Origin of the sequence: Agrococcus baldri (genome assembly GCA_900114805.1) — a bacterium.
Classification (GTDB): Bacteria; Actinomycetota; Actinomycetes; order Actinomycetales; family Microbacteriaceae; genus Agrococcus; species Agrococcus baldri.
The window spans coordinates 265,937-288,912 of sequence record FOZN01000002.1 but is presented as its reverse complement, the minus strand read 5'-3'; the positions used below and the strand labels follow the sequence as shown (position 1 = coordinate 288,912).

Below are 22,976 nucleotides of genomic sequence, written 5' to 3'. Positions count from 1 at the left end.
CGGCGGGCGCGCCGGAGGAGTCCGATTGAGGGGGGAGCACAGGAGATTCTACCGAACCCACGCGCGCCGCGGAGCGTCCGCCGCCGGCGCAAGTGCGACAGACTCGAGGCGATGAGCCTCCTCGACCACGCCACACAGCTCCGGGACGCCGGCACCTGGAACCCCGACCGAGCCTTCGACGCCTTCGAGGCCTGGTCGGCCGAGCGCGGGCTGACGCTCTACCCCGCGCAGGAGGAGGCGCTGCTCGAGATCGTCACCGGCAGCAACGTGATCCTCTCGACCCCCACCGGCACCGGCAAGTCGCTCGTCGCGACCGGCGCCCACTTCGCCGCCCTCGCGCAGGGTCGGCGCTCCTTCTACACCGCCCCGATCAAGGCCCTGGTGAGCGAGAAGTTCTTCGCCCTGGTGGAGACCTTCGGGGCCGAGCAGGTCGGCATGGTCACGGGAGACTCCTCCGTCAATCCCGACGCCCCGATCATCTGCTGCACCGCCGAGATCCTCGCCAACCTCGCCCTGCGCCACGGCGACGAGGCCGACGTGCACCAGGTGGTGATGGACGAGTTCCACTTCTACGGCGACCCGCAGCGCGGCTGGGCCTGGCAGGTGCCGCTGCTGACACTGCCGCATGTGCAGTTCATCCTCATGTCGGCGACCCTCGGCGACACCACCGCGATCGCCGATGACCTCAGCCGCCGCACCGGCCGCGAGACCGCGCTCGTCACCGGCGTCGAGCGGCCCGTTCCGCTGTCGTACGAGTACGCGATGACCCCCGTGCACGAGACGATCGAGGAGCTGCTGGCCACCCAGCGCGCCCCCGTCTACATCGTGCACTTCGCCCAGGCGGCCGCCCTCGAGCGGGCGCAGGCGCTCTCGTCGGTGAAGATCGTCAGCCGTGAGCAGCGCGACGAGATCGCCACGGCGATCGGCGAGTTCCGCTTCACCACCACCTTCGGCAAGACGCTCTCGCGCCTGGTGCGCTCGGGCATCGGCGTGCACCACGCGGGCATGCTGCCGAAGTACCGCCGGCTCGTCGAGCAGCTCGCGCAGCAGGGGCTGCTGCGCGTCATCTGCGGCACCGACACGCTCGGCGTCGGCATCAACGTGCCCATCCGCACGGTGCTGCTGACCGGCCTGACGAAGTTCGACGGGCAGCGGATGCGTCAGCTCACGGCGCGCGAGTTCCACCAGATCGCGGGGCGTGCGGGCCGGGCGGGCTACGACACCGCCGGCACGGTGGTGGTGCAGGCGCCCGAGCACGAGGCGGAGAACGCCAAGATGCTCGCGAAGGCCGGCGACGACCCGAAGCAGCGCCGCAAGCTGGTGCGGAAGAAGGCGCCGGAGGGCTTCGTCTCCTGGGGCAAGCCCTCGTTCGAGAAGCTCATCGAGGCCGAGCCCGAGCCGCTCGTGCCGCACATGCAGGTGAGCCACTCGATGCTGCTCAACGTCATCGGCCGCGGCGGCGACGCCTTCACCACCATGCGCGAGCTGATCGCCTCCACGCACGAGCCGCGCCGCGCGCAGCTCGCGCTCGAGCGGCGCGCGCTCGCGATCTACCGCACCCTCCGCACCGCCGGCGTGGTAGAGCAGGTGCCGGACCCGTCGATGCCCGGCGGCCAGCGCATCCGCCTCACCGTCGACCTGCAGCCCAACTTCGCGCTCAACCAGCCGCTCTCACCCTTTGCTCTCGCGGTCATCGACATGCTCGACCCGGCTGAGCCGACGCATCCGCTCGACGTCGTCTCGGTGATCGAGTCGACGCTCGACGACCCGCGGCCGATCCTGTCGCAGCAGCAGTTCCTCGCGCGCGGCGAGGCGGTCGCGGCGATGAAGGCCGAGCGCATCGAGTACGAGGAGCGCATGGAGCTGCTCGAGGAGGTCACGCACCCCAAGCCGCTCGAGGAGCTGCTGACCGCCGCGCTCGAGGTCTTCGCCTCGTCGCAGCCGTGGGTGGGCGACTTCGCGCTCTCGCCCAAGTCGGTGGTGCGCGACATGTGGGAGCGGGCGATGACCTTCGCCGACTACACGCAGCACTACTCGCTCGCGCGCTCGGAGGGGCTGGTGCTGCGCTACCTCTCGGACGCCTTCCGCGCCATCCGGCAGACGGTGCCGGAGGAGGCCAAGAGCGAGGATCTGCTCGACATCATCGAGTGGCTGGGCGAGCTCGTGCGGCAGGTCGACTCGAGCCTGCTCGACGAGTGGGAGGAGCTCATGCACCCCACCGGGCCCGGCGAGACGCCCATCGCGCCGCCCCCGCCGCCCAGCGTGGTGGCGAACCCGCGCGCCTTCCGCACGCTCGTGCGCAACGAGCTCTTCCGCCGCGTGCAGCTCGCGGCGCTCGACAAGCACGAGGCGCTCGGCGAGCTCGACCCTGCGTTCGGCGCGGATGCGTGGGGTGACGCCCTCGACGCCTACTACGACGAGCACGAGACGATCGGCACCGGCGCCGACGCCCGCTCGTCGCGCATGCTGGTCATCGACGAGGGGCGCGAGGTGTGGGAGGCGCAGCAGATCCTCGCCGATCCGGCCGGCGACCACGATTGGCGCATCTGGGCGACCGTCGACCTCCAGGCGTCGGCGGATGCGGGAGTGGCGGTCGTGCAGGTCACGCGCGTCGGGCGCATGTAGACCCCGAGCGCCAGCCGGAGCGCGCTGTGAGTCAGCTCCCCGGGCAGGTGGCTATGGTCGGCGGCATGATGCGAATCCGTGGGCTGATCGTGGCGGCGGCGCTGTCGGTCGTCATGCTGTCTGGCTGCGCGTCGGTGCCCGCCGATCCTGAGGGCACGCTCGATCGCGTCAGGGATGGCGTGCTGCGCGTGGGAGTGACCGAGCACGAGCCCTGGGTGCAGCTGCAGGGCGGCGAGGAGCCCACCGGCACGGAGCCGGAACTGATCGTGGAGTTCGCCGGGCAGCTCGGCGCAGAGATCGCGTGGACGACCGGCAGCGAGGCGGCGCTGATGGAGTCGCTCGAGCGCGGGGAGCTCGACGTGGTGCTCGGCGGCTTCCTCGCGGACACGCCGTGGAGCGACCGCGGAGCGGCCACGCGTCCGTACGCGGAGACGCAGTCGGGCGACGAGACCCGGCAGCACGTCATGCTCGTGCGCATGGGCGAGAACGGCTTCCAGCTCGCGCTCGAGCGCTTCCTGCACGAGGAGACGGGGCTGTGAGCGCTCGCTTCGGCCGCACCGAGCTGCCAGGGCAGCAGGAGAAGGCGCTGCGCTCGGCGATCAGGATCGAGTGGTGGACGATCGCCTTCCTGGCGGTGGCGATCACGATGGTCTACCTCGTCATGGGCTCCTCGCAGGCGATGAAGGCCGCCTGGATCGAGGACATGCTCTCGCTCGCACCGCCGTTCGCCTTCCTGCTCGCAGTGCGGCTCGTGAACAAGCGGCCGAACGCGAAGTATCCGTACGGCTACCACCGCTCGGTGGGCGTCGCGCACCTGGTCGCAGGGGTCGCGCTGTTCACGATGGGCGCTTTCCTCACCTTCGACTCCGCTTCCGGTCTCATCAGCGCCGAGCACCCGCCGATCGGCGGCGTCGTGCTGTTCGGGCAGACCATCTGGCTCGGCTGGCTCATGATGGCGGCGATGGCGCTGACGATCCCGCTGCCGATCTGGTTCGGCCGGGTGAAGATGCGGCTCGCGAAGGAGCTGCACGACAAGGTGCTCTACGCCGACGCCGACATGAACAAGGCCGACTGGATGACCGCGGCCGGCTCGATCGTCGGTGTCGCGGGCATCGGGCTGGGCCTCTGGTGGGCCGACTCGGCGGCTGCGCTGTTCATCGCCGTGAGCATCCTCTGGGATGGCTGCAAGAACATGAAGGCATCGATCACCGACCTCATGGACACGCGCGCGACGACGTTCGACGACGGCAGGCCGCATCCTGTCACCGAGAAGGTCGATGACCTGCTGCGCGGGCTGCCGTGGGTGAAGGAGGTCGGCTCGCGCACGCGCGATCAGGGCCATGTCTTCCACATCGAGTCGTTCATCGTGCCGCGACCGGGCATGATGCCATCGCTCGAGGAGCTGGCCGAGGCGCGCGACGCGTGCATCGACCTCGATTGGAAGGTGCAGGACATCGTGCTCGTGCCCATCGAGGAGCTGCCCGAGGAAGTGGGCGGCCCGGACCGCAACCGGCAGTCCGAGCGCAACCGCTGAGCGGCCGCCGATAGTCTCGTCGGGGTCCAGCACCCCGATCGAACCAGGAGCACGCATGCCATTGCAGGGCGAGTACGCACCGAGCACATCCGACTGGGCGCGCAAGCAGGCCGAGGAGTTCGAGGCCTCGAACGGCGCGGAGGCGAACACGCTGCGAGGGATGCCGATCATCCTGCTCACGAGCGTCGGCGCGAAGACCGGCAAGCTGCGCAAGACCGCGCTGATGCGGGTCGAGCACGACGGCGAGTACCTGGTCGTCGCCTCGATGGGCGGCGCCCCCAAGCACCCGGTCTGGTACTACAACCTCAAGGCGCAGCCGCACGTCGAGCTGCAGGACGGCGCCGAGCGGCACGACTACCTCGCGCGCGAGCTCGAGCCCGGCGCGGAGCGCGACGCGTGGTGGGAGCGCGCGGTGGCGGCCTTCCCGCCCTACGCCGACTACCAGCAGAAGACCGAGCGCCTGATCCCGGTGTTCGTGCTGGAGCGCAAGCCCGACTGACCCGCCGCAGCGCATGCTCCCGCCCTTCGGACGGGTCCCTGGTTCGGCAACCCTGAAAACGTCGTTGCCGAACCGCACGCCCGTCTGACGGACGGGAGCCGATGCCGGCCGTGACGCCGAACGGGCAGCGCACGACCCGGGCGCCGCCCGATCAGGCGTCGTCCGCCGTGTCGGTCCGGGTGCGGCGCGTGCCCGACCACAGATAGGCCGAGAGCGCGACCGCGAAGATGCCACCGCTCAGCCACTGCGGCAGCAATGCGTCGGTGAGGAGCAGGGCGAGCGCGATGAGGCCGACGAGCAGCCAGGCCGTGCTGGGCGGCACCGGGCGGAAGGTGCGCACGGCAGCTCAGTCGAAGGTGGGGTTCGGCGCGAACTCGGCCGTGAGCTCGGCCGCGAGCGCGGTCACGTCGGTGGCGCCCGCGAAGGCGCGCTCGGGCTGCGCTGCCCGCTCGGCATCCGAGACCAGCGACTTCACGCGCTTGACGACCGTGCGCGCGGGCGTGTCGCGCAGGGCGTGCCCGACCGCCGCGAGCCATGCCTCGGCCGCCGCCTTCAGCGCCACGTAGTTCGCGTTGCCGGCCGTCGGGTGCTCCACACCGGTGGACGAGACGATCGCGATGAGACCCGCATCCGAGCGCCCGATCGCGCCGGCGAACGCGCGCGTGGTGTTGCGCAGCGTGCCGACGACGCGCGACTCGAGCCACGCCCAGTCTTCGTCGGTCTGGCCGGCGAGGCCGCCGCCGCCGCGCCAGCCGCCCACCAGGTGGAGCAGGCCGTCGAGCTCGCCGATCTCGGCGGCGAGCGACCCGACCGCCTCGAGATCGGTCAGGTCGCACTCGAAGCGCTCGCTCGCGTCGACGAGTCCGAGCCGGTCGGCGTTCGATCCGACGGCGATGACGTGGTGACCTGCGTCGAGCAGGGCGGATGCGGTGGCGTGGCCGAGCGCGCTCGTGGCGCCCGCGATGAGGATGCGCATGGCGCCCAGTCTGCCGTGCCGAGCGCTACCGGCGCTCGCGGAAGGGCGACGGGACCGCATCCGTCGTCAGCCGGAACAGCCGCACGGTGCGCCCGGAGTCGCGCTCATAGGCGCGGTAGCCGGGCCACTGCGCCTCGATGCGGGCCCAAGCCGCGTCACGCTCGGCGTTCGGGATGCGGGCGGCGCGCACCGGGTAGCGCAGGCCGCGCACGACCACCTCGGCGTCGGGGTGCGCGGCGAGATTCGCCGTCCATCCGGGGTGCTGCGCGCGGGCGAAGCTGGTGCCGGCGATGATCGCGCCGCCGTCGCCGTCGGGCGTGAACATCAGCTCGCTCGCGCGCGGCTGCCCGCTCTTCGCGCCGACCGTGTGCAGCACGAGCGAGGGCACGAGAATGCCGGAGACCACCAGGCGCCCGCCGGTCAGCCGCTTGGCGATGCGCTCGGCGACCGGCAGTGCTCTCGGTCCGATGCGGCGGAACGCGCGCGTGCGCGTGACCGGCGCGAGCAGGCGGCGGAGGCGCTGGCGGATGCTCATGCGACGATCGTCGCACGGGCAGCCGGTGCCGGGCGGTGGTCTGTCAGTCGTGCCGCTTGGCGCCCTTGCGGGCATCCTGCACGAGCTGCCGCACCTCCGACTCGGGCGGCACCGCGCCGCCAGCGTTCAGCTGCGCCAGCACGGCGTCCACCGCGTCATTCTCGCTGCCCTCGAGCGGGATCGAGAGCCCGCGCTTGAGCAGCTCGCCGTAGTCGGGTACCCAGTCGATGCTCATGACCCCACCGTGCCACCTCCATGGGCGGCTGGCCAGGGGTCGATCCGCCGAGGAGGCTGCGGCCTCGTGGACCGCAGCCTCCTCGGCGCGTGTGGCTCAGTACGCGAAGTGCACGTGCGCGCGACTGTGCTCGCTCGACTCGATCGCGTCCACGATCGCGAGGGCGAAGTCGGGGCCGGAGATCGCGGAGCCGTCGGCCGCCAGCGGGGTCTCGCCGCCCGTGCGGTACTCGCCGCGGCGGGTCTGGTCGGGCACGAAGCTGCCGAAGGTGCCGGCGGGGGAGACGTACGTCCAGTCGACGTCGTCGACGGCGCTGACCCGCTCGTAGGCGGCGAACAGCTCGCGCGACTCGCCCTTGTACTCCGGCGCGAAGGCGTCGGTCTCGACGATCCGCTCGCCGGCCTCGTCCTTCAGCGAGCCGAACCCGCCGACGATGATGAAGCGGGTCGGGGTGCCCGCGAGCCGGCCCGCGATGTCGGCATACGCATCCGCCACCCTGCCCTCCATGTCGCCGCGCGGCGAGAGCGCGCCGACGACCACGTCGGCACCGTCGATCGCCTGCGCGAGCACGTCGCCGTCGAGCACGGAGCCCTTGATGACGCGGGCTCCTGCGGGCGCATCCTGCGGGGTCGAGCGCGACACCAGCGTGAGCTCGTGCCCGCGACTCGCGGCCTCCTCGGTGATGTTGCTGCCCGCGAACCCTGTCGCGCCGAGCACCGTGATCTTCGCCATGTGTGCGTTCCTCTCTTCGAAGTCTCTGCACTCAGACAACGACGAGGGCGGTGCGCGCATTCCGGTGGATGTGCCGTGGCGCGTCTGCGCAGACCGGCGGCTCCTGCGGCTACCGCGTCTGCTCGTGCAGCTGGGCCTCGATGAGGTCGGCGGCCCGGCCAGCGCCGCCCGCCGCCTCGAAGCCCGCAGCGACCGCATCCACACCGGCCTGCATCCCGCGGGCGCGGCGCACCGCATCCCGCAGCCGCTCGGGCGTCAGCCGCTTGCGGGGCAGCCGCACCCCGGCGCGCGCGTGCTCGACCCGGGCGGCGACCTCGAACTGGTCGCGGCCCCAGGGCACCACCACCACCGGCACTCGCTGAGCGAGCGCCTTCTGGGTCACGCCCATGCCGCCGTGGGTGATGGCGCAGATGGCCCGATCGAGGATCGGCCCGTGGGGCAGGAAGCCGGTCACGTGCGCGTTGGGCGGCGGCCGGAACCCGAGCCGCGCCTCGGCCGGCATGGTGGCGACCACCGTGACCGGCTCGTGCGCGAGCGCCGCGAGCGTCACGCGCACGATGTCAGTGTCGCCCTGGAAGTCGTTCGAGGTGGTCACCAGCACGATCGGCCCCTCGATCTCGTCGAGCCAGCGGGGCATGGCGGCCAGCGGCTCCCACGTGGTCGGCCCCACCATCGGCACCCGCGGCCCCCACTCGGTGTGGGCGTACTCCAACGGCTCGGCGGTGGTGACGATCATCTGCGGCGCGCGGCGCAGCACCTGATCGAAGTCTTCCAGCGGCGGCAGGCCGGCGACCGCGGCGCGCAGCGCGTTGATCTTGGGCATCGAGACGCGGGTCGCCGCGTCGAGCACGGTGCGGGTGACCGAGGCGTCGCGCATCCGCCCGAGTGGCCCCCGCATCGGCCGCAGCCCCGGCCCGAACGGCGGCCAGCCGCGCGAGCGCAGCACCGGCGTGTAGGGCGAGATCGCCGCCCACGGCAGCCCAGAGGCCTCGGCGACCGCTGCCGCGCCCCAGGTGTTGACGTCGGTGAGCACCAGGTCGGGGCGCTCGCGCTCGAGCAGCGCGCGCAGGTCGGGGCCGTCGAGCCGGCCGCGCGCGCAGTACAGCTCGCTCAGCCGCACGAGGCTGTCGAAGGGCCTCGCGGCACGCCAGTCGTCGAAGTCGATCTCGCCGATGGCCGGGTCGATGGCGTCGGCGTCGAAGCCGAGCATGCGCATGCGGTCGACCTCCGCCGGGAGCGTGCGCATGCGGATGCGGTGGCCGCGGCGCTGCAGCTCGAGCAGGATGCCGGCGAACGGGAAGGCGTGCGCGAGCGCCGGGCTCGTATAGGCCGCGATGAGGGCCACGCGGTGCCTCCTTGCAATGCCACGGCGGATGCAGTGGCTGGGGACCGTGCATGCCGGGGCTGGGATTCGTGCCGCGAGCGTCGATCGCGGCCAAGGGTCAACGCTAGTGCTCTCGCGCCCGCGACGGAACCACCGAGCGTGCGGATGTGCTGCGGCTACACGGGCGCGCTCGCCTGCAGCCGCTCCTCGATCAGGTCGGCCGCTCTGGGCGCTCCGCCGGCCGCCTCGAGACCGGCGGCGACGGCCGCGACCCCCGCGCGCATCCCGCGGGCGCGGTGCACCGCTCCGCGCAGCCGCTCGGGCGTCAGGCGGGAGCGGTGCAGCCGCACGCCCGCGCCTGCGTGCTGCACGCGTGCGGCGATCTCCAACTGGTCGCGGCCGTAGGGCACCGCCACCACCGGCACGCCGTGCGCGAGCGCCTTCTGCGTCACGCCCAGCCCGCCGTGCGTGACGGCGACCGTCGCGCGCTCGAGCAGCACGCTGTGCGGCACGAAGCGCTCGATGCGCGCGTTGCGGGGCAGCGGGGCACCGAGCCGCGCGCCGTGCGCCATGGTGGCGACGACCGTGACCGGCTCGTCGGCGAGCGCGTCGAGCGCCACGCGCACGATGTCGGTGTCGCCCTGGTATTCGGTGGCGGTCGCCACGAGCACGATCGGCCGGTCGACCTCGGCGAGCCACGCGGGAGCGGGCGCGGGCGGCTCCCAGGCGGTCGGACCGACGAGCTGCAGGCGCGGCGCCCAGTCGTCGTGCCGGTACTCGAGCGGCTCGGCGGTGGTGACGAGCGTGAGCGGCGCGCGGCGCACCATCGCGTCGTAGGAGTCGACCGGCGGCAGCCGCGCGATCTCGGCGCGCAGCGCGTTGAGCATCGGCGTGGTCGTGCGCATCGCCGGCCGATAGATGAGGCGATCGATCAGCGCGTCGCGCAGCCGGCCGCCGAGCCCGTTCGCGGGCGTCAGGCCGGGGCCGTAGGGCGGGCAGCCGCGCGATCGCATCGCCGGCGGGTAGGTCGCGAGCGACACCCACGGCAGCCCCGTGCTCTCGGCGACGGCTGCGGCGCCCCACGTGTTGACGTCGGTGAGCAGCAGGTCGGGCTGCGCCTGCCCGATGAGCGCGCGCATGTCGGGCGCCTCGTGCCGGGCTCGCTCGCTGAAGGTCTCGCACATGCGCCGGTAGTTGTCGAGCACGCGACGCGAGCGCCAGTCGTCGAACTCCACGGCCGCCACGCTCGCGTCGACCGCGTCCGCCTCGAAGCCGAGGTCGCGCATCCGCCCGACCTCGCTCGAGAGCGTGCGGATGCGGATGCGGTGGCCGCGCCGCTGCAGCTCGAGCAGCACGCCGGCGAAGGGCAGCACGTGGCCCAGCGCGGGACTCGTGTAGGCCGCGATGGTCGCCATGGCGTGACTCCAGACGGGGCAGCGACGCTGCGTGAGTGCCCCGCCGCTCACTGTACGTCGGCGGGGCAGCGCTCGCTAGGCGGTCTCGGCGGTGATGCCGGCGGTGGAGGCGATCGTCTCGCGCATCTTCTTCTCGAACGCCTCGTAGAACATCGACAGCGGGAACTCGTCGTCCATCACCAGGTCGGTCAGCTGGCGGGGCACACCGTCGAGCGGCAGGTCTCCGGCCTTCCACGCGGATGCGGGGTGCGGCTCGACCACGGAGGAGACCAGCTCGTAGGCGGCCAGCCAGTGCGCGACCTTCGGGCGGTCGATCGACTTCCAGTACAGCAGCTCGATGGCCTCGCCGAGCTTGTTGACGACGTCGGGCACCTCGTCCCAGTCGAAGGCGAGCTGCGTGTCGGTCCAGTGCAGCACGCGGTGCTGGTGCAGCCAGGCGAACAGCAGCTGGCCGCCGAGACCGTCGTAGTTGCGCACGCGCGAGCCGGTGATCGCGAAGCGGAAGATGCGGTCGAAGATGACGGCGTACTGCACGTGCTTGGCGTGCTTCGCCAGCGCGAGGTCGGCATCCGTCGCCTTCTCGTCCGCGGCGATGCGGCGCTCGATCGCGACCGACTCGCGGAATGCGGTCAGGTCGCAGCGCAGCTCCTCGAGGGAGTAGAGGAAGAACGGCATGCGCTGCTTGATCATGAACGGGTCGAAGGGCAGGTCGCCGCGCATGTGCGTGCGGTCGTGGATGAGATCCCACATGACGAAGGTCTCCTCCGCCGTGCGCTGGTCGGCGATGAGCTCGGCGGCGTCGGCGGGCAGCTCGAGCTTCGTCACCTCGCACGCGGCGTCGACCACGCGGCGGAAGCGCGCGGCCTCGCGGTCCTGGAAGATGGCGCCCCACGTGAACGAGGGGATCTCGCGCATCGCGACCGTCTCGGGGAAGAGCACCGCCGAGTTGGTGTCGTAGCCGGCGGTGAAGTCGATGAAGCGCAGCGGCACGAACAGCGCGTTCGAGTAGTCGCCGGCCTCGAGCTCGGCGATGAACTCGGGCCAGATGACCTCGACCAGCACGGCCTCGACGAGGCGCTTGGCCGAGCCGTTCTGCGTGTACATCGGGAAGATCACCAGGTGCTTGAGGCCGTCGACGCGGTGCTGCTGCGGCTGGAACTGCATGAGCGCGTCGAAGAAGTCGGGCTCGCCGAAGCCCTCGGCCGCCCAGCGCTCGAAGTCGATCGCGGCCTGCTCGAGATAGTCGGCGTCGTGCGGGAACTCGGGGGCGATGTCGCGGATGCCCTGCACCAGCTCGGTCACGTGGGCGCGGGCCGCGTCGTGGTCGCCCGGCTCCTCGATGGAGCCGTTCTTCGACTGCATCGGCTGCAGCGCGGTCGCTGCCGCCTTGATCTGCAGCCAGGCGGCGTGCTGGCGGAGGTCGGCTGCGGTGGCCTGGGTCATCGTCACGGGGAGCCTCCTGGAGGGATTCGCGGGTGGGCGATCGGGGCGCGGTGGCGCTCGATCGGTGCGTGTTTCCAGCGTAGAGGCCCCTTGGCGCAGATATCTTGCGCTCCGGGCCGCCTTTGCCGCCAGTTCTGAGCGTTGCGCGTGAGGCCGCCGTCGCCCGCAAGGGAGTTGCGTCGGGCGGGTGTCAGCGGCCGGGGGCACGCTTCGGCTCAGCGCACCCTCGCCCGATCCGGGGAGCGCTGCAGGATCTGGCGGACACCTCTGGCGCTCTCGCCCGGACGGGCATACCCTCAAGCCTTGGAGCAGCCTTTGGACGTCAACCCCAGCAACGACCACCCGGTGCTCGCAACCGGAATACCGGTCGCGATCGTCGTGGGGCTGCACGTCGCCATCAGCACGGCCATCATCGCTCGGGTCGATCCGGACGTGCCCGAGCTGATGCCCTACTGGTTGGCCTCTGTGCTCACGCCCTCCCTGGCCTGGGCACTGCTCGTGATCGGGCGCGCGGCGGTCTGGCGGCGGCCCTCCGCCTTCTGGCTCGGCGCCTCCGCCGGCGTCGTCGTCGTCCTGGCCTTCACGACGTCGCTCGGGCTCTTCCTCGGCAACGCGCGGCTCGGCGACATCAGTGCGCGGGGTGTGCCGCTCGCGCTGGTCTTCTCCTCGTGGGTGCTGCTGGGCTGCGCCGTGCTGGTCGCGATCGTGCTGCGGGTGCTCGGCAAGCACGCCGATGCGCCGATCGACGCTGCTGCTGAGGCGCCGCGCCCGCTGCCCAGCGTCGCTGGCGCCAGCGTCGCCGATCGCGCCAGCGTCGCCGATCGCGCCAGCGTCGCCGATCGCGACAGCGTCGCCGATGGTGACAGCGCCGCCGATGGCGATGCTGCGCCGGTCGGGCAGTCGCGCGCCGACGCCCGCTAGCTCAGACCAGCGCCTGCGCGATGAGGAAGCCGGCCCAGCAGCCGGCGGCCGCCAGGATCGGCGGCACGATCGCCCAGCGCTGCCGCGTGGCGGCGGCCGCGGCGCCGATCCCATTGCCCACCAGCGCGCAGCCGAGCAGCGAGATCCAGTAGGTGAGCCGCGCGGGCTGGACATCCGAGCCGGCGGCCTCGGCCGCCTGCATGAGCCCGCCGTCGCCGATCGGCGCGGCCAGCAGCAGCACCAGCACGTTGACGAAGATGAGCACCCACGCGGCCATCCGCCAGCGGTCGGCGGTCGTCCACTCGCGCTGCGGCTCGAGCTCCTCCCACTCCTCGTGACTGAGGCCCTCTGGCCCGCCCGACGCATCCGTCATCAGAAGATCATCGGCCGGTCGTCGTCGAGCTCGGTGTCGAGATCGAGGTCGACGACCACCGGCACGTGGTCGCTGGGGGCGTCGCCGGAGCGCTCATCGCGGTCGATCGACGCGCGGCCGACCAGCTCGGCCAGCTCGGGCGTGCCGAGCACGAAGTCGATGCGCATGCCCTCGTCCTTGTTCCAGCGGCCGGCCTTGTAGTCCCAGTAGGTGTAGCCGGGGGCCCGGTCGCGCACGACGTCGACGAGACCCGCCTCGAGCAACCCATTGAACGCATCCCGCTCGGGCTGCGACACGTGCGTGGCGCCGTCGAAGACGCCGATGTCCCACACGTCGTGGTCGAGCGGGGCGATGTTGAAGTCGCCCATCAGCGCCAGCGGCTGCCCGCGCCACTGATCGAGCAGCCCCGTCAGCACCCGCAGCCACTCGAGCTTGTAGCCGTAGTGCGCGTGCGTGAGCTCGCGGCCGTTGGGCACGTAGAGGCTCCACAGCCGCACGCCCTCGACGGTCGCAGCCATCGCGCGCGCCTCGACCACCGGGTCGCCGGTGTTGGCGTAGCCGGGCTGGCCGGGGAAGTCGCGCTCGACATCGGTCATCGGCAGCCGCGAGGCGATCGCGACGCCGTTCCACTGGCTGAAGCCGTGCGCCTGCACCTCATACCCGGCGGACTCGAAGGCCGCGTAGGGGAACTGCTCGGTCTTGCACTTGATCTCCTGCATGGCGAGCACGTCGACGTCGCTGCGCTCGAGCCAGTCGACGATGCGGGCCGAGCGGGCACGCACGGAGTTCACGTTCCAGGTGGCGATGCGCATGCTCCGAGCCTACGGGCGCAGCGGAGGATTCCGCATCGTGGGCGGGCCGTCGGTGGCCTGGCATGCGAAGGGGTACAGACTGGGACGATGGGACACGCGCGCGACCGCTACCTCCAGGCCCTCGACCTGTTCTCGGCAGAGGCGCGGGCGTCGGCTGATCGACTCGGGCTGCCGTCGGCGTGCGACGAGTGGTCGATCGCCGACGTCATCCGCCACACGACCGGCGTCCAGGGCGAGTACGGCGGCTCGGCGCTGCTGGGCCGGGCGCTCGGCGCGAACGACGTGACGGCCGATCACGCCTCGATCACGGCACCCTCGACCGACTGGGATTCGGTGACTGTCTGGGAGCAGCTCGCGACGCAGCTGCGCGGCGCCGCCCACGAGGCGGGCGAGGATTCCTTCCGCGCGCTGCCGCTCGCGACGCTCGACATGGCCCTGCACGCGTGGGACATCCGCTGGGGCGCGGTGCGTGTGGGGCTGGCGGCCAACCTCGAGTTCCCCGCCCAGCTGCTGGAGTGGATGGAGGACTATCGCGATCGCGCCGACGAGTCGGCGATCCGCAGGCCCGGCATCTTCGGCGACCCCGTCGAGCCGCCGGCCGACGCGACCCGGTCCGAGCGCTTCGCCGCCTGGACCGGCCGGCACCCGCGCGTCAGCTTCGTGCCGCTGCGCGACCACCCGGCGACCCCCAGCTCGGCGAGCGCGGCGAGCGCCGCCGGCGCGACGGAGGCGGCCGCCGGCTGATGCATCCCGGCACGCGCGCCCAGTAGCCTTGTCGCCGTGACCGCGCGCGACCAGCTCATCCAGCTCATCCGTGACGAGGCCGTCTTCCACGGCGACTTCGTCCTCACCAGCGGCAAGCGCGCCAGCTACTACATCGATCTGCGCAAGCTCTCGCTCGACCACCGCGCGGCGCCGCTGATCGGCGACGTGCTGCTCGACCTGATGGCGGACCTGCCCGACATCTCGGCCGTCGGCGGCCTCACGATGGGCGCCGACCCGCTCGCCAATGCCGTGCTGCACCGCGGCCTCGCGCGCGATCTGGCCGTGGACGCGTTCGTGGTGCGCAAGCAGCCGAAGGACCACGGCCGCGGCCGCCAGGTCGAGGGCCCCGAGCTGGCCGGCAAGCGCGTGGTCGTGCTCGAGGACACCTCGACCACCGGTGGCAGCCCGATCGCGGCGATCGAGGCGCTGCGCAAGGTGGGGGCAGAGGTGGTGGCGGTCGCGGTGATCGTCGACCGGGCGACCGGTGCGCAGGCGGCGATCGAGGCGACGGGCGTCGAGTACCGCGCGGCGATCACGCTCGACGACCTCGGCCTCACGCCCCAGTAGTCGACTCTCAACGTGTCAGGTGTGTGTTCGCCGCACCGTGTGCGGCGAACCGCTGCCTGACACGTTGAGATCTGCGGATCGACAGCCGCGACCGTGCCAGAATTGGCTATCTGACAAGCGGATGCGGGGGGTCACGTGGGCGGAGTGCTGATCGGCTTCGCCATCATCGGCTTCGTCATCCTGGTCGGCTGGCTGCTCGCTCGCTTCCGCATCGTCTCGCAAGAGGGCCGCCTGGTCCTCAACAAGACCTCCTTCTTCGCGGCCAGCCCCGCGCTGCTGTTCACGGTGCTGGCGGAGTCCGACGTGCAGCTGCTCTTCTCGAGCGTGCTCGCCGTCGCGCTGCTCGCCTTCGTCGCCGTCGCGCTCATCTACATCGCCGTTGCCCGCATCTGGCTGACGAAGGACGCGAGCCGCATCGCGCTCGCCGCAGCCGCCTCCGGCTACAGCAACGTCAACAACATCGGCCTGCCGGTGGCGATCTACGTGATCGGCGATGCCAGCTTCGTCGGCCCGATGCTGTTGCTGCAGCTGCTGGTGATCGCCCCCGTGCTCCTGCTGACCCTCGACATCCTCACCAGTGGTCGCGCATCCGTCGCCGGCATCCTCACGCAGCCGCTGCGCAACCCGATGCTGATCGGCTCGCTGCTGGGAGCGCTGGTCGCCGCCTTCGACATCCAGCTGCCTGCTCCGGTGCTGGCGCCGCTCGAGATTCTCGGCGGGGCGGCGGTGCCGCTGATGCTGCTCGCCTTCGGCATCTCGCTCGGCGGTGAGCGGCCCCTGCAGCCGGGCACCGGCCGGCGTGAGGTGTGGCTGGCGGTCGCGCTGAAGAACGCGGTCATGCCGGCGGCGGCGTTCCTGCTCGCGCGCTTCGTCTTCGGCATGGACGATCAGCTCGTCTACGCCTGCACCGTGATGGCGGCGCTGCCGAGCGCGCAGAACATGTACCAGTACGCGCTGCGCTACGACCGCGCGACCGTCATCACGCGCGACATCGTGCTGCTGACGACCGTGCTGGCGCTGCCGGTGATGCTGCTCATCGCCTGGCTCGTGAAGCCCGCGTAGGGGTGATCCGTCCGCGCTCCGAACGCAGATGCGTCAGGGCGCGCTCAGCACGCGCGCATAGGTTGGGCGGATGACGCAGCCCGCACCGCAGCCCGAGTACGCGCAGCCCCAGCAGGCGCCGATCCAGCACGCGTCGCACCAGCAGGCGCCGGGCCAGTACCCGCAGCGGTACGTTCCGCATGCGTCGATGCGGCCGGCGGCCGATCGCCCGCGCAAGGCGCTCGCCATGGTGGCGCTCGCCCTCGCCGTGCTCGTCGCACTGATGGGGCCGATCCAGGCGCTCATCACGATGGCGCTCATCCGCAGCGGCACGGCTCCGTCCATGATCGGCATGGCCGGCGGAGTGATGGGGCTCGTCGTCGGCGCGCTCTCGCTGGGCGCGCTCGGCTTGGGCATCGGCTCGGTGCTCCGCCGCGAGCGACCCCGCGTGCTCGCCGGGGTCGCCATCGGTGTCGGCGCCCTCGGGCTCGTCGGCCTGCTCTCCGCCGGTCTGCAGACGCTCGTCTTCGCCTTCTGACCGTCCGCCGCGCTCGATCGCCCTCGCGCGTGGGGAATCTTCGCGCTCGCCCGCCTGTTGTCCCTATCGTTGGAATTTGAACAAGTGGAGGGGCGATGGCCGACAGGACCGCGACGATCGTCGTCATCGGCGCCGGCCAGGCCGGCCTCTCCGCTGGCCACCACCTGCAGCGGCGCGGCTACCTGAGCGCCATCCAGCATCCGCACGCCGAGCGCAGCTTCGTGATGCTCGACGCCGATGCGGCACCGGGCGGCGCCTGGCAGCACCGCTGGGAGTCGCTGCGCATGGCGACCGTCAACGGCATCTTCGACCTGCCCGGCTTCGAGCAGCCGCCCGCCGATCCGGCCGAACCCAGCCGCACCGCCGTGCCCCGCTACTTCGCCGCCTTCGAGCGCGAGCGGCAGCTGCCCATCCTGCGCCCCGTCATCGTCACCGCGGTCGAGCGCACCGACGACGAGCCCGACGGCGAGCTGCTGGTGACCACCGCCGACGGTACCTGGCGCACCCGGGCCGTCATCAACGCATCCGGCACCTGGAACAGCCCGCGGCTGCCCGTCTACCCGGGGGCGGATGCCTTCCGCGGCCGCCAGCTGCACACCCGCGACTACGTGTCGGCGGATGCGTTCCGCGGCCAGCGCGTGGCGGTGGTCGGTGGCGGCATCTCGGCCGTGCAGCTGCTGGAGGAGCTCTCGGCGGTCACCGACACGCGCTGGTACACCCGCCGCGAGCCGGTCTTCCTCGAGGGTGACTTCGAGCCGGAGACGATCGGCCGCGACGTGATCGAGCGGGTCACCGCCGACGCAGAAGCGGGCCGCCCCACCGGCAGCGTCGTCTCGTACACGGGCCTGCTCTGGACGGACTACGCGCGCCGCGCCGAGGCCCGCGGGGCGCTCGAGCGGCGGCCGATGTTCTTGGCTCTCGAGCCGCACGGCGTGCGCGAGGCCGACGGCAGCTTCACGAGCGTCGACGCGATCCTGTGGGCGACGGGCTTCACGGCCAACCTCGCCCATCTCGATCCGTTGTCGCTGCGCAACGAGCTGGGCGCCGTGCAGGTGCGGGGCACGCGCGTGGTCGTCGAGCCGCGCGTGCACCTGATCGGCTTCGGGCCGAGCCAGTCGACCGTCGGTGCCAACCGCGCCGGCCGGGCGGCGGTCGCCGAGCTCGACCGGCTGCTGGGCCGCGAGCGCGTGCTCGCCGCATCCGCCTGACTCCGCCGCCGGAGGCAGTCGCTGCCGCATTCGCCGACGCCGGCCGTGCGCGCGCGGCGTAGCGTGGCAGGCATGAGCTGGTCGTCGCGCTTCTTCAAGCCGCCGCCGTTCATCGTCGCCGGCGATCGCTTCACGGCCTGGCTCGGCCTGCTGGTCGGATGGGTTGCCGTCGGCTTCGGGGCGAGTTCGGCATCGCGGGCGGCCGGCCTGCTGCTCTCATACCGCGACGGCGCGTGCGGCATCCACTCCGACACCGTCTGCCAGGTGGCCGGCTGGGGCGGGCTCGCGATGGGCGTGGTGGCGCTCGCGGGCGGGACCGCGCTGTGGATGCTGATGGCGCGCGGCTTCGGCCCGCCCACCACCTGGTGGGTACTGACGCTGCTGCTCGCGGCGCTCGCCTTCGCGCCGTTCTTCGCCGCCGAGGGCGCCGAACTACCGCAGTGGTGGCTGCCGATCTCAGTGGTCGCGGCGGTGCTGGCGATCGCACTCGCCGTGCTCGCCGGGCGCCGTGGGAAGGCAGCCCGCTACGGCTGGATCCGGCTCGACGGACTCGACGCGCGGGAGGTCCCGCACCGCCCCGTCGACAAGGTGGTCATCCCGCTGGCCGGAGCGGCAGCCGCGCTCGCCGGCGCCGCGTTCGGCGCGCACGTGATCAGCCTGCTCGCGGAAGCCTGAGAGCGCTCGCGTCGAACTGGCGGCGGTCGGCCACCTCAAGCCGTTTGCGTGACGGTTGGTGCTCCCGCTGTGCCAAAACGCGGGATTCCAACCCGCTGTTGAGGAAAACTTCAGCCCGCGAGGCCGGGCTCCTGAGCCTGTCGTGATTCGCTAACGCTGTTAGCAAACGTTGTTCAACAACGGTCGGCCGAGAACCCCAGCTCGCTTCCGACGATGCGATTCAAGGACGGTAGTCATGTCGTTGCGGATCAATGCCTCACGAGCGGTCGCCAATCTGATGGCGCTGTTCCTGGTCCTCGCGCTCGCAGCCGCGATGCTGCTTGCACCGGCGGCGACGGCCATGGCGGCAGACGACGCGCCGACTGGTGACCCGGCTGTCACTGAGCCAGCCTCCGGGTCGGCCGAGCCGGCTCCGGCGGATCCTCCCGCGGGCACATCGGCCGTGACCGAGCCGGCGATGGAACCCGTAGTCCAAACCGACACCGCGCTTGCGGCCGAAACCGCTCCTCCGGCCGAGACTGCGCCCCTCGCTGAGACCGCTTCTCCGGCTGAGACCGTGCCTCCCGCTGAGAGTGTCCCGCTGGCTGAGTCTGCTGCAACTGAGGCCGATCCCGTACTCACAGAGTCGGTACCATCCGTGCCGCTTCCGTCTGCACCGATGCAGTTAGTGCAAGCTTCGGTCGCGCCGCTCGCAGCATCGCTCATCACACCGATGGCTGCGCCTGACGGGGCGGCAGCTCTCGGCTACTACACGTCAGATTTTGACAACAATGATCCGACGGGCTGGTACGAGGCCGGCAGCGCAGCTCAGGCTTCAGAGATCTATTCCTTCACTACCGCGTATACACAGAGTGGCGGGGTTTGGACACTTGGCGCGACGTGGACGAGGCCGAACAGCACCGGCAACAAAGGGTGGTCCATCGAGTACACCGTGGCGCCGGAACGGTGGGGCACGACATCTTCAGGGGCGGCTCTCGTGCCGCAGCCCGATCGCTCGCAGGGCGGCGTCGTGTTCATCATCAAAAATCAGGGCTACACGACCGAGCGTTGCGTTTACACGGCGACAATCTACCCTCTCGGGTCGACAAACTATCCGGGTACATGCGAATCAGTCGGGAGCGTCGTGACGGCGCTGGACGGTGGCAACACGATGGTCCTGAGCCTCCCGCTCCCGGCGGAGCTCGTCGGCGCGCAGGGGTGCCCATCCACGCTCGGCTCCACTGGCTATATCCGTTCCTGGACCGGTGAGTCGCGCCAGATCCAAGCTTGGGCCGCGCCCGTGTCCGTCGATCCACCATCGACCTGCGGCTCGATCAGCATCACGAAGGCGTCGGATGTCGTCGCGACCAGCTCCCACCAGTTCGGGTACACCCTCGACCGCAGCAGCGACCTTCCTGTCATCGGCACGCCCGTGGGTACCCCACAGACGCTCACCGTCAACGGCACCGTGGCGATCGGCGAGACCGACACCATCACGACCGTGCCGGCAGGCACGGACTTCACGCTGGTGGAGACCGCGATCCCGGCGAACGTCCCGTGGTCGCACCTGTCGACCGTCTGCACGGTGGAGGGTGGCCAACGCTACGAGTTGACGGTCTCCGCTCCCACGTTCAAGGTTGAGCCGAACACGAGGACGAGCTGCGTGATCACGAACACGACGTCGAAGCTCACGGTCACGAAGATCGCGATCGGCCAGCAGGATCAGGCCTTCGGCTTCGACCTCGATGGGGTTGCCGGGTCCGATCTCAGCATCGTCGGCACGTCTGCACCTGGCACGAGGTCGACAGCGGTCCTCTTCAAGCCGAATACCCCGGTGACGGTCACCGAACTGCTAGACGACGTCAACGCCGGCAGCGATGCGGCTTGGACGCTGACGCGCGTCACTGTCAACGGAGTTGAGGTCACACCCGCGGCGCGGAGCGCCGTGGTGACCACCCAAGCAGGCGCGACCGTCAACGTGACGTTCACGAACATCCAGACCGCATCGGTCGTCGTCGACAAGCAGTGGGTCGTCAATCAGGTCACCTACGACCACGGTGCGCAACCCGACGGCCTCGATGCCGCGCTCAAGCTGACCGGGCCGGGCAACGAGCCCGCCTCCGAGCAGGCCTGGTCGGAGGAGCGGACCGGCTACGTCGTCGGTGACACCGTGGTGATCAGTGAGACGACGACGATCGATCCGCTGATGATCGGGTGCACCCTGACATCGTCCACGATCACCGACCCGTTGGGTCAGACCGTGCCGGCGGCCGGCTACACGCTCACGCAGGGCAAGCAGACCTTCACGGTGACGAACACCGTCGACTGCGACACCGACCTCACACTCGTCAAGAAGGTCGAGGGTGGGCCCGCCACAGCGGTCGACTGGACGCTGACGGCGACCGGACCGGGCACCGCGACTGCCGGACCGACGGGGCCGGGCACTGCAACCGGGCCGGTCGATCCTGAAGTGACCTACAACCTGTCGGAGACTCCCGGCGCGAATACGGCCGCGCGCACCGCGCTCTATCGGCAGCAGGGCACATGGGCTTGCTTGGCGCTCGACGCGGTCGGCGCCCCGCTTGATCCGCAGCCCACTGGTTGGACTGACGCGCCGGATGCGTCGGTGACAGTGCTGCTCGGCATGCACGTGCGGTGCACCGTCACCAACGCGACCGCGCAACTGACGATCTTCAAGGCGATCGAAGGCGGTGTGCTGACGCCCGACATGTTCGAGCTGACGGCGACACCGGCAGTCATGGAGGGTCTGGCGGCCGAGTCCGTGGACGGCGGCGCTCCCGACGACGGCGCTGTTGCAGATGCGGACGGATCCAGCACGTTCGACGTGCGGCCCGCCCACGACTACGTGCTCAGCGAGGCGACTCCTGGCAACGTCAACCTCGCCTACATCGGCCTGCGGCTCGAGCGATGGGTGAACAACCAGTGGCAAGAGGTTCAAGATCCCTCGGCAGCGATCCAGGTGGCGATCGGCGGCCACGACTTCTACCGATTCGTCAACGCAGCGCCCACACCGCTCGCGCTACCGCTGACCGGCGGCATCGGCGCCGACCTGTTCGGCTACGGCGGCGGCGCGCTCCTGCTCGCCACGCTGCTCGCGGCGGTCGCCGTCGTCCGCAGATCCACCTCGACGACTGCCCGTCCAGGAGGCCGTCATGTCTGAACAACTTCTCTCCACATCCCGGTCGCAGTCCTCTGCGCATCACCCGAAAGGAAACGCCGCCATGGCAACCACCAAGAGGAGCCTGACGGCGCGAGTCGCCGCCGGGCTCGGAGCGGCCGCGTTCGCGACCCTCACCGTCCTCGGAGGGGCACTGCCCGCATCCGCCGCACCGAACATCGTCGCTCCGACGGACCCACCGCCGTCGATCACTATCCACAAGCACGAGCAGCCAGCGGTCCCCGGTCCGGTCGGCACCGGCAGCCCCACGGATCCTGTCGCCGGCGACCCGATCGACGGCGTTGTGTTCACCATCGAACGCGTTGAGAGCCTCGATGTGTTCGACAACGCGGACTGGGCGATGCTCCCGACGCTGACGGCCACCGATGTCATCGACGACGACGTTGCGTACCCGCTCGGTGCTCCGGTCACCGCGACCACGGGCGCGGATGGCGTCGGCACGGGCGCGGTCACGACGGTCGTCGAGCTCGGGGTGTACCTCGTGAGGGAGTTTTCAACTCCCGCCGGGGCAGGCATCGTCATCGAGTCGGCGCCGTTCCTCGTCGTCGTGCCTCAGCCACAGGTCGTCGGGAATGTGACGGACTGGAACTACAACGTTCACGTCTACCCGAAGAACACGGTCGCGAACGTGGTGAAGAGCACGCCGCCGGCGGTGCAGCAAGGTCTGGGCAGCACGGTTCCGTGGACGATCACCACGAACGCGCCGATCGCCTCGCAGGGCACGGCCGTCACCTCGTACGCGATCCAGGATGTCCTGGACCCGCGGCTCGACTATGTCGAGGACTCGGCAGTCGTGACCGTCGGTGGCAGCACCCTCACCACGCCCACTGACTACACGATCACGCCGCTCGCTGGGGCCGGTGGCACGCTCGTCGTCAACTTCACCGATCCCGCTGGCTTGCAAGCACTCGAGGACGCGAACGGCGGCCAGGTCGTGCTCACGTTCGACACGACCGTCGTCTCGCTGACGGCTCCTGGCGAGCCGACCGGTGTGATCGACAACATCGGTTCGGTGTTCGTCAACGACTCGCAGATCGACTCGAACACCGTGACCGACTACTGGGGCGGCATCGAGATCAAGAAGGTCGACGACGACGCTCAGAACCCTGAGGCACTGGCGGGAGCGAAGTTCCGCGTCTATCTCACGACGGATCTGCTGTTCGAGCACCCGATCGCCATCAACGGCGTCTCGGAGTGGACGAGCGACGCGAACGGCATCGTGACGATCCACGGTCTCCGCACCAACCAGGCGGGAACGCTGGAGTACGTCTTCCGCGAGGTCGCGGCGCCCGCCGGCTACACGCTCGGCGGAACGACCTCCTGGACGCTCCCGGTTGTTTCGGGCACGGACGCCGAGATCGAGCTGCAGGTCGTCAACCCGCAGGTGCGGCCATACGAGCTGCCCCTGACGGGTGGCTCGGGTGAGGCAGCCTTCATGATCGGCGGCTTCGGCCTCCTGACCATCGCGATCGGCACGGCGCTGATCCGACGCCGCAAGGCGCAGGCCGAGCACTGATTCCATTCGGCTCCGTGGCAGAGGCACCCACCTCTGCCACGGAGCCGAACCCGTCGCGCGAAGG

General features: G+C 70.9%; 23 protein-coding genes. 13 read left to right on the top strand and 10 right to left on the bottom strand.

Annotation, left to right across the window (positions count from 1 at the left end; translation table 11 throughout):
- Positions 1-111: 111 nt before the first annotated feature.
- The 4 genes from BM288_RS05515 to BM288_RS05500 all read left to right on the top strand — a co-directional run bounded on the left by BM288_RS05515 (position 112) and on the right by BM288_RS05500 (position 4,658).
- Entirely contained in the window at positions 112-2,625 is a 2,514-nt protein-coding gene (locus BM288_RS05515) for a DEAD/DEAH box helicase (protein ID WP_092916749.1), read from the top strand.
- A 65-nt stretch (positions 2,626-2,690) separates the two neighbouring features.
- On the top strand, positions 2,691-3,164 hold the full coding sequence (locus BM288_RS05510) for a transporter substrate-binding domain-containing protein (RefSeq protein ID WP_092916747.1): 474 nt from the start codon (positions 2,691-2,693) through the stop codon (positions 3,162-3,164).
- Positions 3,161-4,159, top strand: coding sequence for a cation diffusion facilitator family transporter (locus BM288_RS05505; RefSeq protein ID WP_092916745.1), 999 nt, complete (start codon positions 3,161-3,163; stop codon positions 4,157-4,159). Before BM288_RS05510 ends, BM288_RS05505 begins: the two co-directional genes overlap by 4 nt.
- Before the next feature lie 55 nt (positions 4,160-4,214).
- Positions 4,215-4,658, top strand: coding sequence for a nitroreductase family deazaflavin-dependent oxidoreductase (locus tag BM288_RS05500; RefSeq protein ID WP_092916743.1), 444 nt, complete (start codon positions 4,215-4,217; stop codon positions 4,656-4,658).
- 151 nt (positions 4,659-4,809) lie between these two features.
- Here the strand turns inward: BM288_RS05500 and BM288_RS05495 are convergent, their stop codons facing one another.
- The 8 genes from BM288_RS05495 to BM288_RS05460 form a co-directional block, all read right to left on the bottom strand.
- Complete coding sequence (locus BM288_RS05495; RefSeq protein ID WP_092916741.1) at positions 4,810-4,998, bottom strand: hypothetical protein; 189 nt, start codon at positions 4,996-4,998, stop codon at positions 4,810-4,812.
- A 6-nt stretch (positions 4,999-5,004) separates the two neighbouring features.
- Complete coding sequence (locus BM288_RS05490; protein WP_092916739.1) at positions 5,005-5,634, bottom strand: SDR family NAD(P)-dependent oxidoreductase; 630 nt, start codon at positions 5,632-5,634, stop codon at positions 5,005-5,007.
- 25 nt (positions 5,635-5,659) lie between these two features.
- A complete protein-coding gene (locus BM288_RS05485) occupies positions 5,660-6,169 on the bottom strand; it encodes a nitroreductase family deazaflavin-dependent oxidoreductase (protein WP_092916737.1) in 510 nt (169 codons plus the stop codon).
- Between the two features lie 43 nt (positions 6,170-6,212).
- Complete coding sequence (locus BM288_RS05480; protein ID WP_092916735.1) at positions 6,213-6,404, bottom strand: hypothetical protein; 192 nt, start codon at positions 6,402-6,404, stop codon at positions 6,213-6,215.
- Positions 6,405-6,500: 96 nt separating this feature from the next.
- Positions 6,501-7,136: an NAD(P)-dependent oxidoreductase gene (locus BM288_RS05475; protein WP_092916733.1), complete on the bottom strand. Its 636-nt coding sequence runs from the start codon at positions 7,134-7,136 to the stop codon at positions 6,501-6,503.
- 109 nt (positions 7,137-7,245) lie between these two features.
- Entirely contained in the window at positions 7,246-8,481 is a 1,236-nt protein-coding gene (locus tag BM288_RS05470) for a glycosyltransferase (RefSeq protein ID WP_092916731.1), read from the bottom strand.
- Positions 8,482-8,636: 155 nt separating this feature from the next.
- On the bottom strand, positions 8,637-9,875 hold the full coding sequence (locus tag BM288_RS05465) for a glycosyltransferase (protein WP_092916729.1): 1,239 nt from the start codon (positions 9,873-9,875) through the stop codon (positions 8,637-8,639).
- Positions 9,876-9,950: 75 nt separating this feature from the next.
- Positions 9,951-11,318, bottom strand: coding sequence for a DUF6421 family protein (locus tag BM288_RS05460; protein ID WP_092917724.1), 1,368 nt, complete (start codon positions 11,316-11,318; stop codon positions 9,951-9,953).
- A gap of 303 nt (positions 11,319-11,621) precedes the next feature.
- On the opposite strand from BM288_RS05460, the gene BM288_RS05455 reads away from it, so the two are divergent.
- Positions 11,622-12,239: a hypothetical protein gene (locus tag BM288_RS05455; protein ID WP_143103032.1), complete on the top strand. Its 618-nt coding sequence runs from the start codon at positions 11,622-11,624 to the stop codon at positions 12,237-12,239.
- Position 12,240: 1 nt separating this feature from the next.
- Here BM288_RS05455 and BM288_RS05450 read toward each other — a convergent pair whose 3' ends face one another.
- Together BM288_RS05450 and BM288_RS05445 are read right to left on the bottom strand one after the other, a co-directional pair.
- Positions 12,241-12,612, bottom strand: a complete 372-nt coding sequence (locus BM288_RS05450; protein WP_092916725.1) for a hypothetical protein — start codon at positions 12,610-12,612, stop codon at positions 12,241-12,243.
- The gene (locus BM288_RS05445; protein WP_092916723.1) at positions 12,612-13,424 is read right to left on the bottom strand and encodes an exodeoxyribonuclease III; all 813 of its coding nucleotides are present in this window, start codon (positions 13,422-13,424) and stop codon (positions 12,612-12,614) included. Before BM288_RS05445 ends, BM288_RS05450 begins: the two co-directional genes overlap by 1 nt.
- An 87-nt stretch (positions 13,425-13,511) precedes the next feature.
- On the opposite strand from BM288_RS05445, the gene BM288_RS05440 reads away from it, so the two are divergent.
- From BM288_RS05440 to BM288_RS05405, 8 genes are all read left to right on the top strand, one after another.
- Positions 13,512-14,168 (top strand): DinB family protein, encoded by a 657-nt coding sequence (locus tag BM288_RS05440; protein WP_092916721.1) that lies wholly within the window; start codon positions 13,512-13,514, stop codon positions 14,166-14,168.
- Between the two features lie 36 nt (positions 14,169-14,204).
- Positions 14,205-14,756, top strand: a complete 552-nt coding sequence (gene pyrE, locus BM288_RS05435; protein ID WP_092916719.1) for an orotate phosphoribosyltransferase — start codon at positions 14,205-14,207, stop codon at positions 14,754-14,756.
- A 135-nt stretch (positions 14,757-14,891) separates the two neighbouring features.
- Positions 14,892-15,818, top strand: a complete 927-nt coding sequence (locus BM288_RS05430; RefSeq protein WP_092916717.1) for an AEC family transporter — start codon at positions 14,892-14,894, stop codon at positions 15,816-15,818.
- A 70-nt stretch (positions 15,819-15,888) separates the two neighbouring features.
- Positions 15,889-16,335 (top strand): hypothetical protein, encoded by a 447-nt coding sequence (locus BM288_RS05425; protein ID WP_092916715.1) that lies wholly within the window; start codon positions 15,889-15,891, stop codon positions 16,333-16,335.
- A 95-nt stretch (positions 16,336-16,430) separates the two neighbouring features.
- On the top strand, positions 16,431-17,543 hold the full coding sequence (locus tag BM288_RS05420) for an NAD(P)-binding domain-containing protein (RefSeq protein WP_092916713.1): 1,113 nt from the start codon (positions 16,431-16,433) through the stop codon (positions 17,541-17,543).
- 72 nt (positions 17,544-17,615) lie between these two features.
- The gene (locus BM288_RS05415; protein ID WP_092916711.1) at positions 17,616-18,218 is read left to right on the top strand and encodes a hypothetical protein; all 603 of its coding nucleotides are present in this window, start codon (positions 17,616-17,618) and stop codon (positions 18,216-18,218) included.
- Positions 18,219-18,453: 235 nt separating this feature from the next.
- Entirely contained in the window at positions 18,454-21,378 is a 2,925-nt protein-coding gene (locus BM288_RS14265; protein WP_143103031.1) for a hypothetical protein, read from the top strand.
- Positions 21,379-21,439: 61 nt separating this feature from the next.
- On the top strand, positions 21,440-22,912 hold the full coding sequence (locus BM288_RS05405; protein ID WP_177220264.1) for a SpaH/EbpB family LPXTG-anchored major pilin: 1,473 nt from the start codon (positions 21,440-21,442) through the stop codon (positions 22,910-22,912).
- Positions 22,913-22,976: the final 64 nt, after the last annotated feature.

Coding starts and splice junctions, on each gene's coding strand:
- BM288_RS05515 (WP_092916749.1), top strand. CDS start 112: ATGAGCCTCCTCGACCACGCCACACAGCTCCGGGACGCCGGCACCTGG.
- BM288_RS05510 (WP_092916747.1), top strand. CDS start 2,691: ATGATGCGAATCCGTGGGCTGATCGTGGCGGCGGCGCTGTCGGTCGTC.
- BM288_RS05500 (WP_092916743.1), top strand. CDS start 4,215: ATGCCATTGCAGGGCGAGTACGCACCGAGCACATCCGACTGGGCGCGC.
- BM288_RS05490 (WP_092916739.1), bottom strand. CDS start 5,634: ATGCGCATCCTCATCGCGGGCGCCACGAGCGCGCTCGGCCACGCCACC.
- BM288_RS05485 (WP_092916737.1), bottom strand. CDS start 6,169: ATGAGCATCCGCCAGCGCCTCCGCCGCCTGCTCGCGCCGGTCACGCGC.
- BM288_RS05480 (WP_092916735.1), bottom strand. CDS start 6,404: ATGAGCATCGACTGGGTACCCGACTACGGCGAGCTGCTCAAGCGCGGG.
- BM288_RS05475 (WP_092916733.1), bottom strand. CDS start 7,136: ATGGCGAAGATCACGGTGCTCGGCGCGACAGGGTTCGCGGGCAGCAAC.
- BM288_RS05465 (WP_092916729.1), bottom strand. CDS start 9,875: ATGGCGACCATCGCGGCCTACACGAGTCCCGCGCTGGGCCACGTGCTG.
- BM288_RS05460 (WP_092917724.1), bottom strand. CDS start 11,318: ATGACCCAGGCCACCGCAGCCGACCTCCGCCAGCACGCCGCCTGGCTG.
- BM288_RS05450 (WP_092916725.1), bottom strand. CDS start 12,612: ATGACGGATGCGTCGGGCGGGCCAGAGGGCCTCAGTCACGAGGAGTGG.
- BM288_RS05445 (WP_092916723.1), bottom strand. CDS start 13,424: ATGCGCATCGCCACCTGGAACGTGAACTCCGTGCGTGCCCGCTCGGCC.
- BM288_RS05440 (WP_092916721.1), top strand. CDS start 13,512: ATGGGACACGCGCGCGACCGCTACCTCCAGGCCCTCGACCTGTTCTCG.
- BM288_RS05425 (WP_092916715.1), top strand. CDS start 15,889: ATGACGCAGCCCGCACCGCAGCCCGAGTACGCGCAGCCCCAGCAGGCG.
- BM288_RS05420 (WP_092916713.1), top strand. CDS start 16,431: ATGGCCGACAGGACCGCGACGATCGTCGTCATCGGCGCCGGCCAGGCC.
- BM288_RS05415 (WP_092916711.1), top strand. CDS start 17,616: ATGAGCTGGTCGTCGCGCTTCTTCAAGCCGCCGCCGTTCATCGTCGCC.
- BM288_RS14265 (WP_143103031.1), top strand. CDS start 18,454: ATGTCGTTGCGGATCAATGCCTCACGAGCGGTCGCCAATCTGATGGCG.
- BM288_RS05405 (WP_177220264.1), top strand. CDS start 21,440: ATGGCAACCACCAAGAGGAGCCTGACGGCGCGAGTCGCCGCCGGGCTC.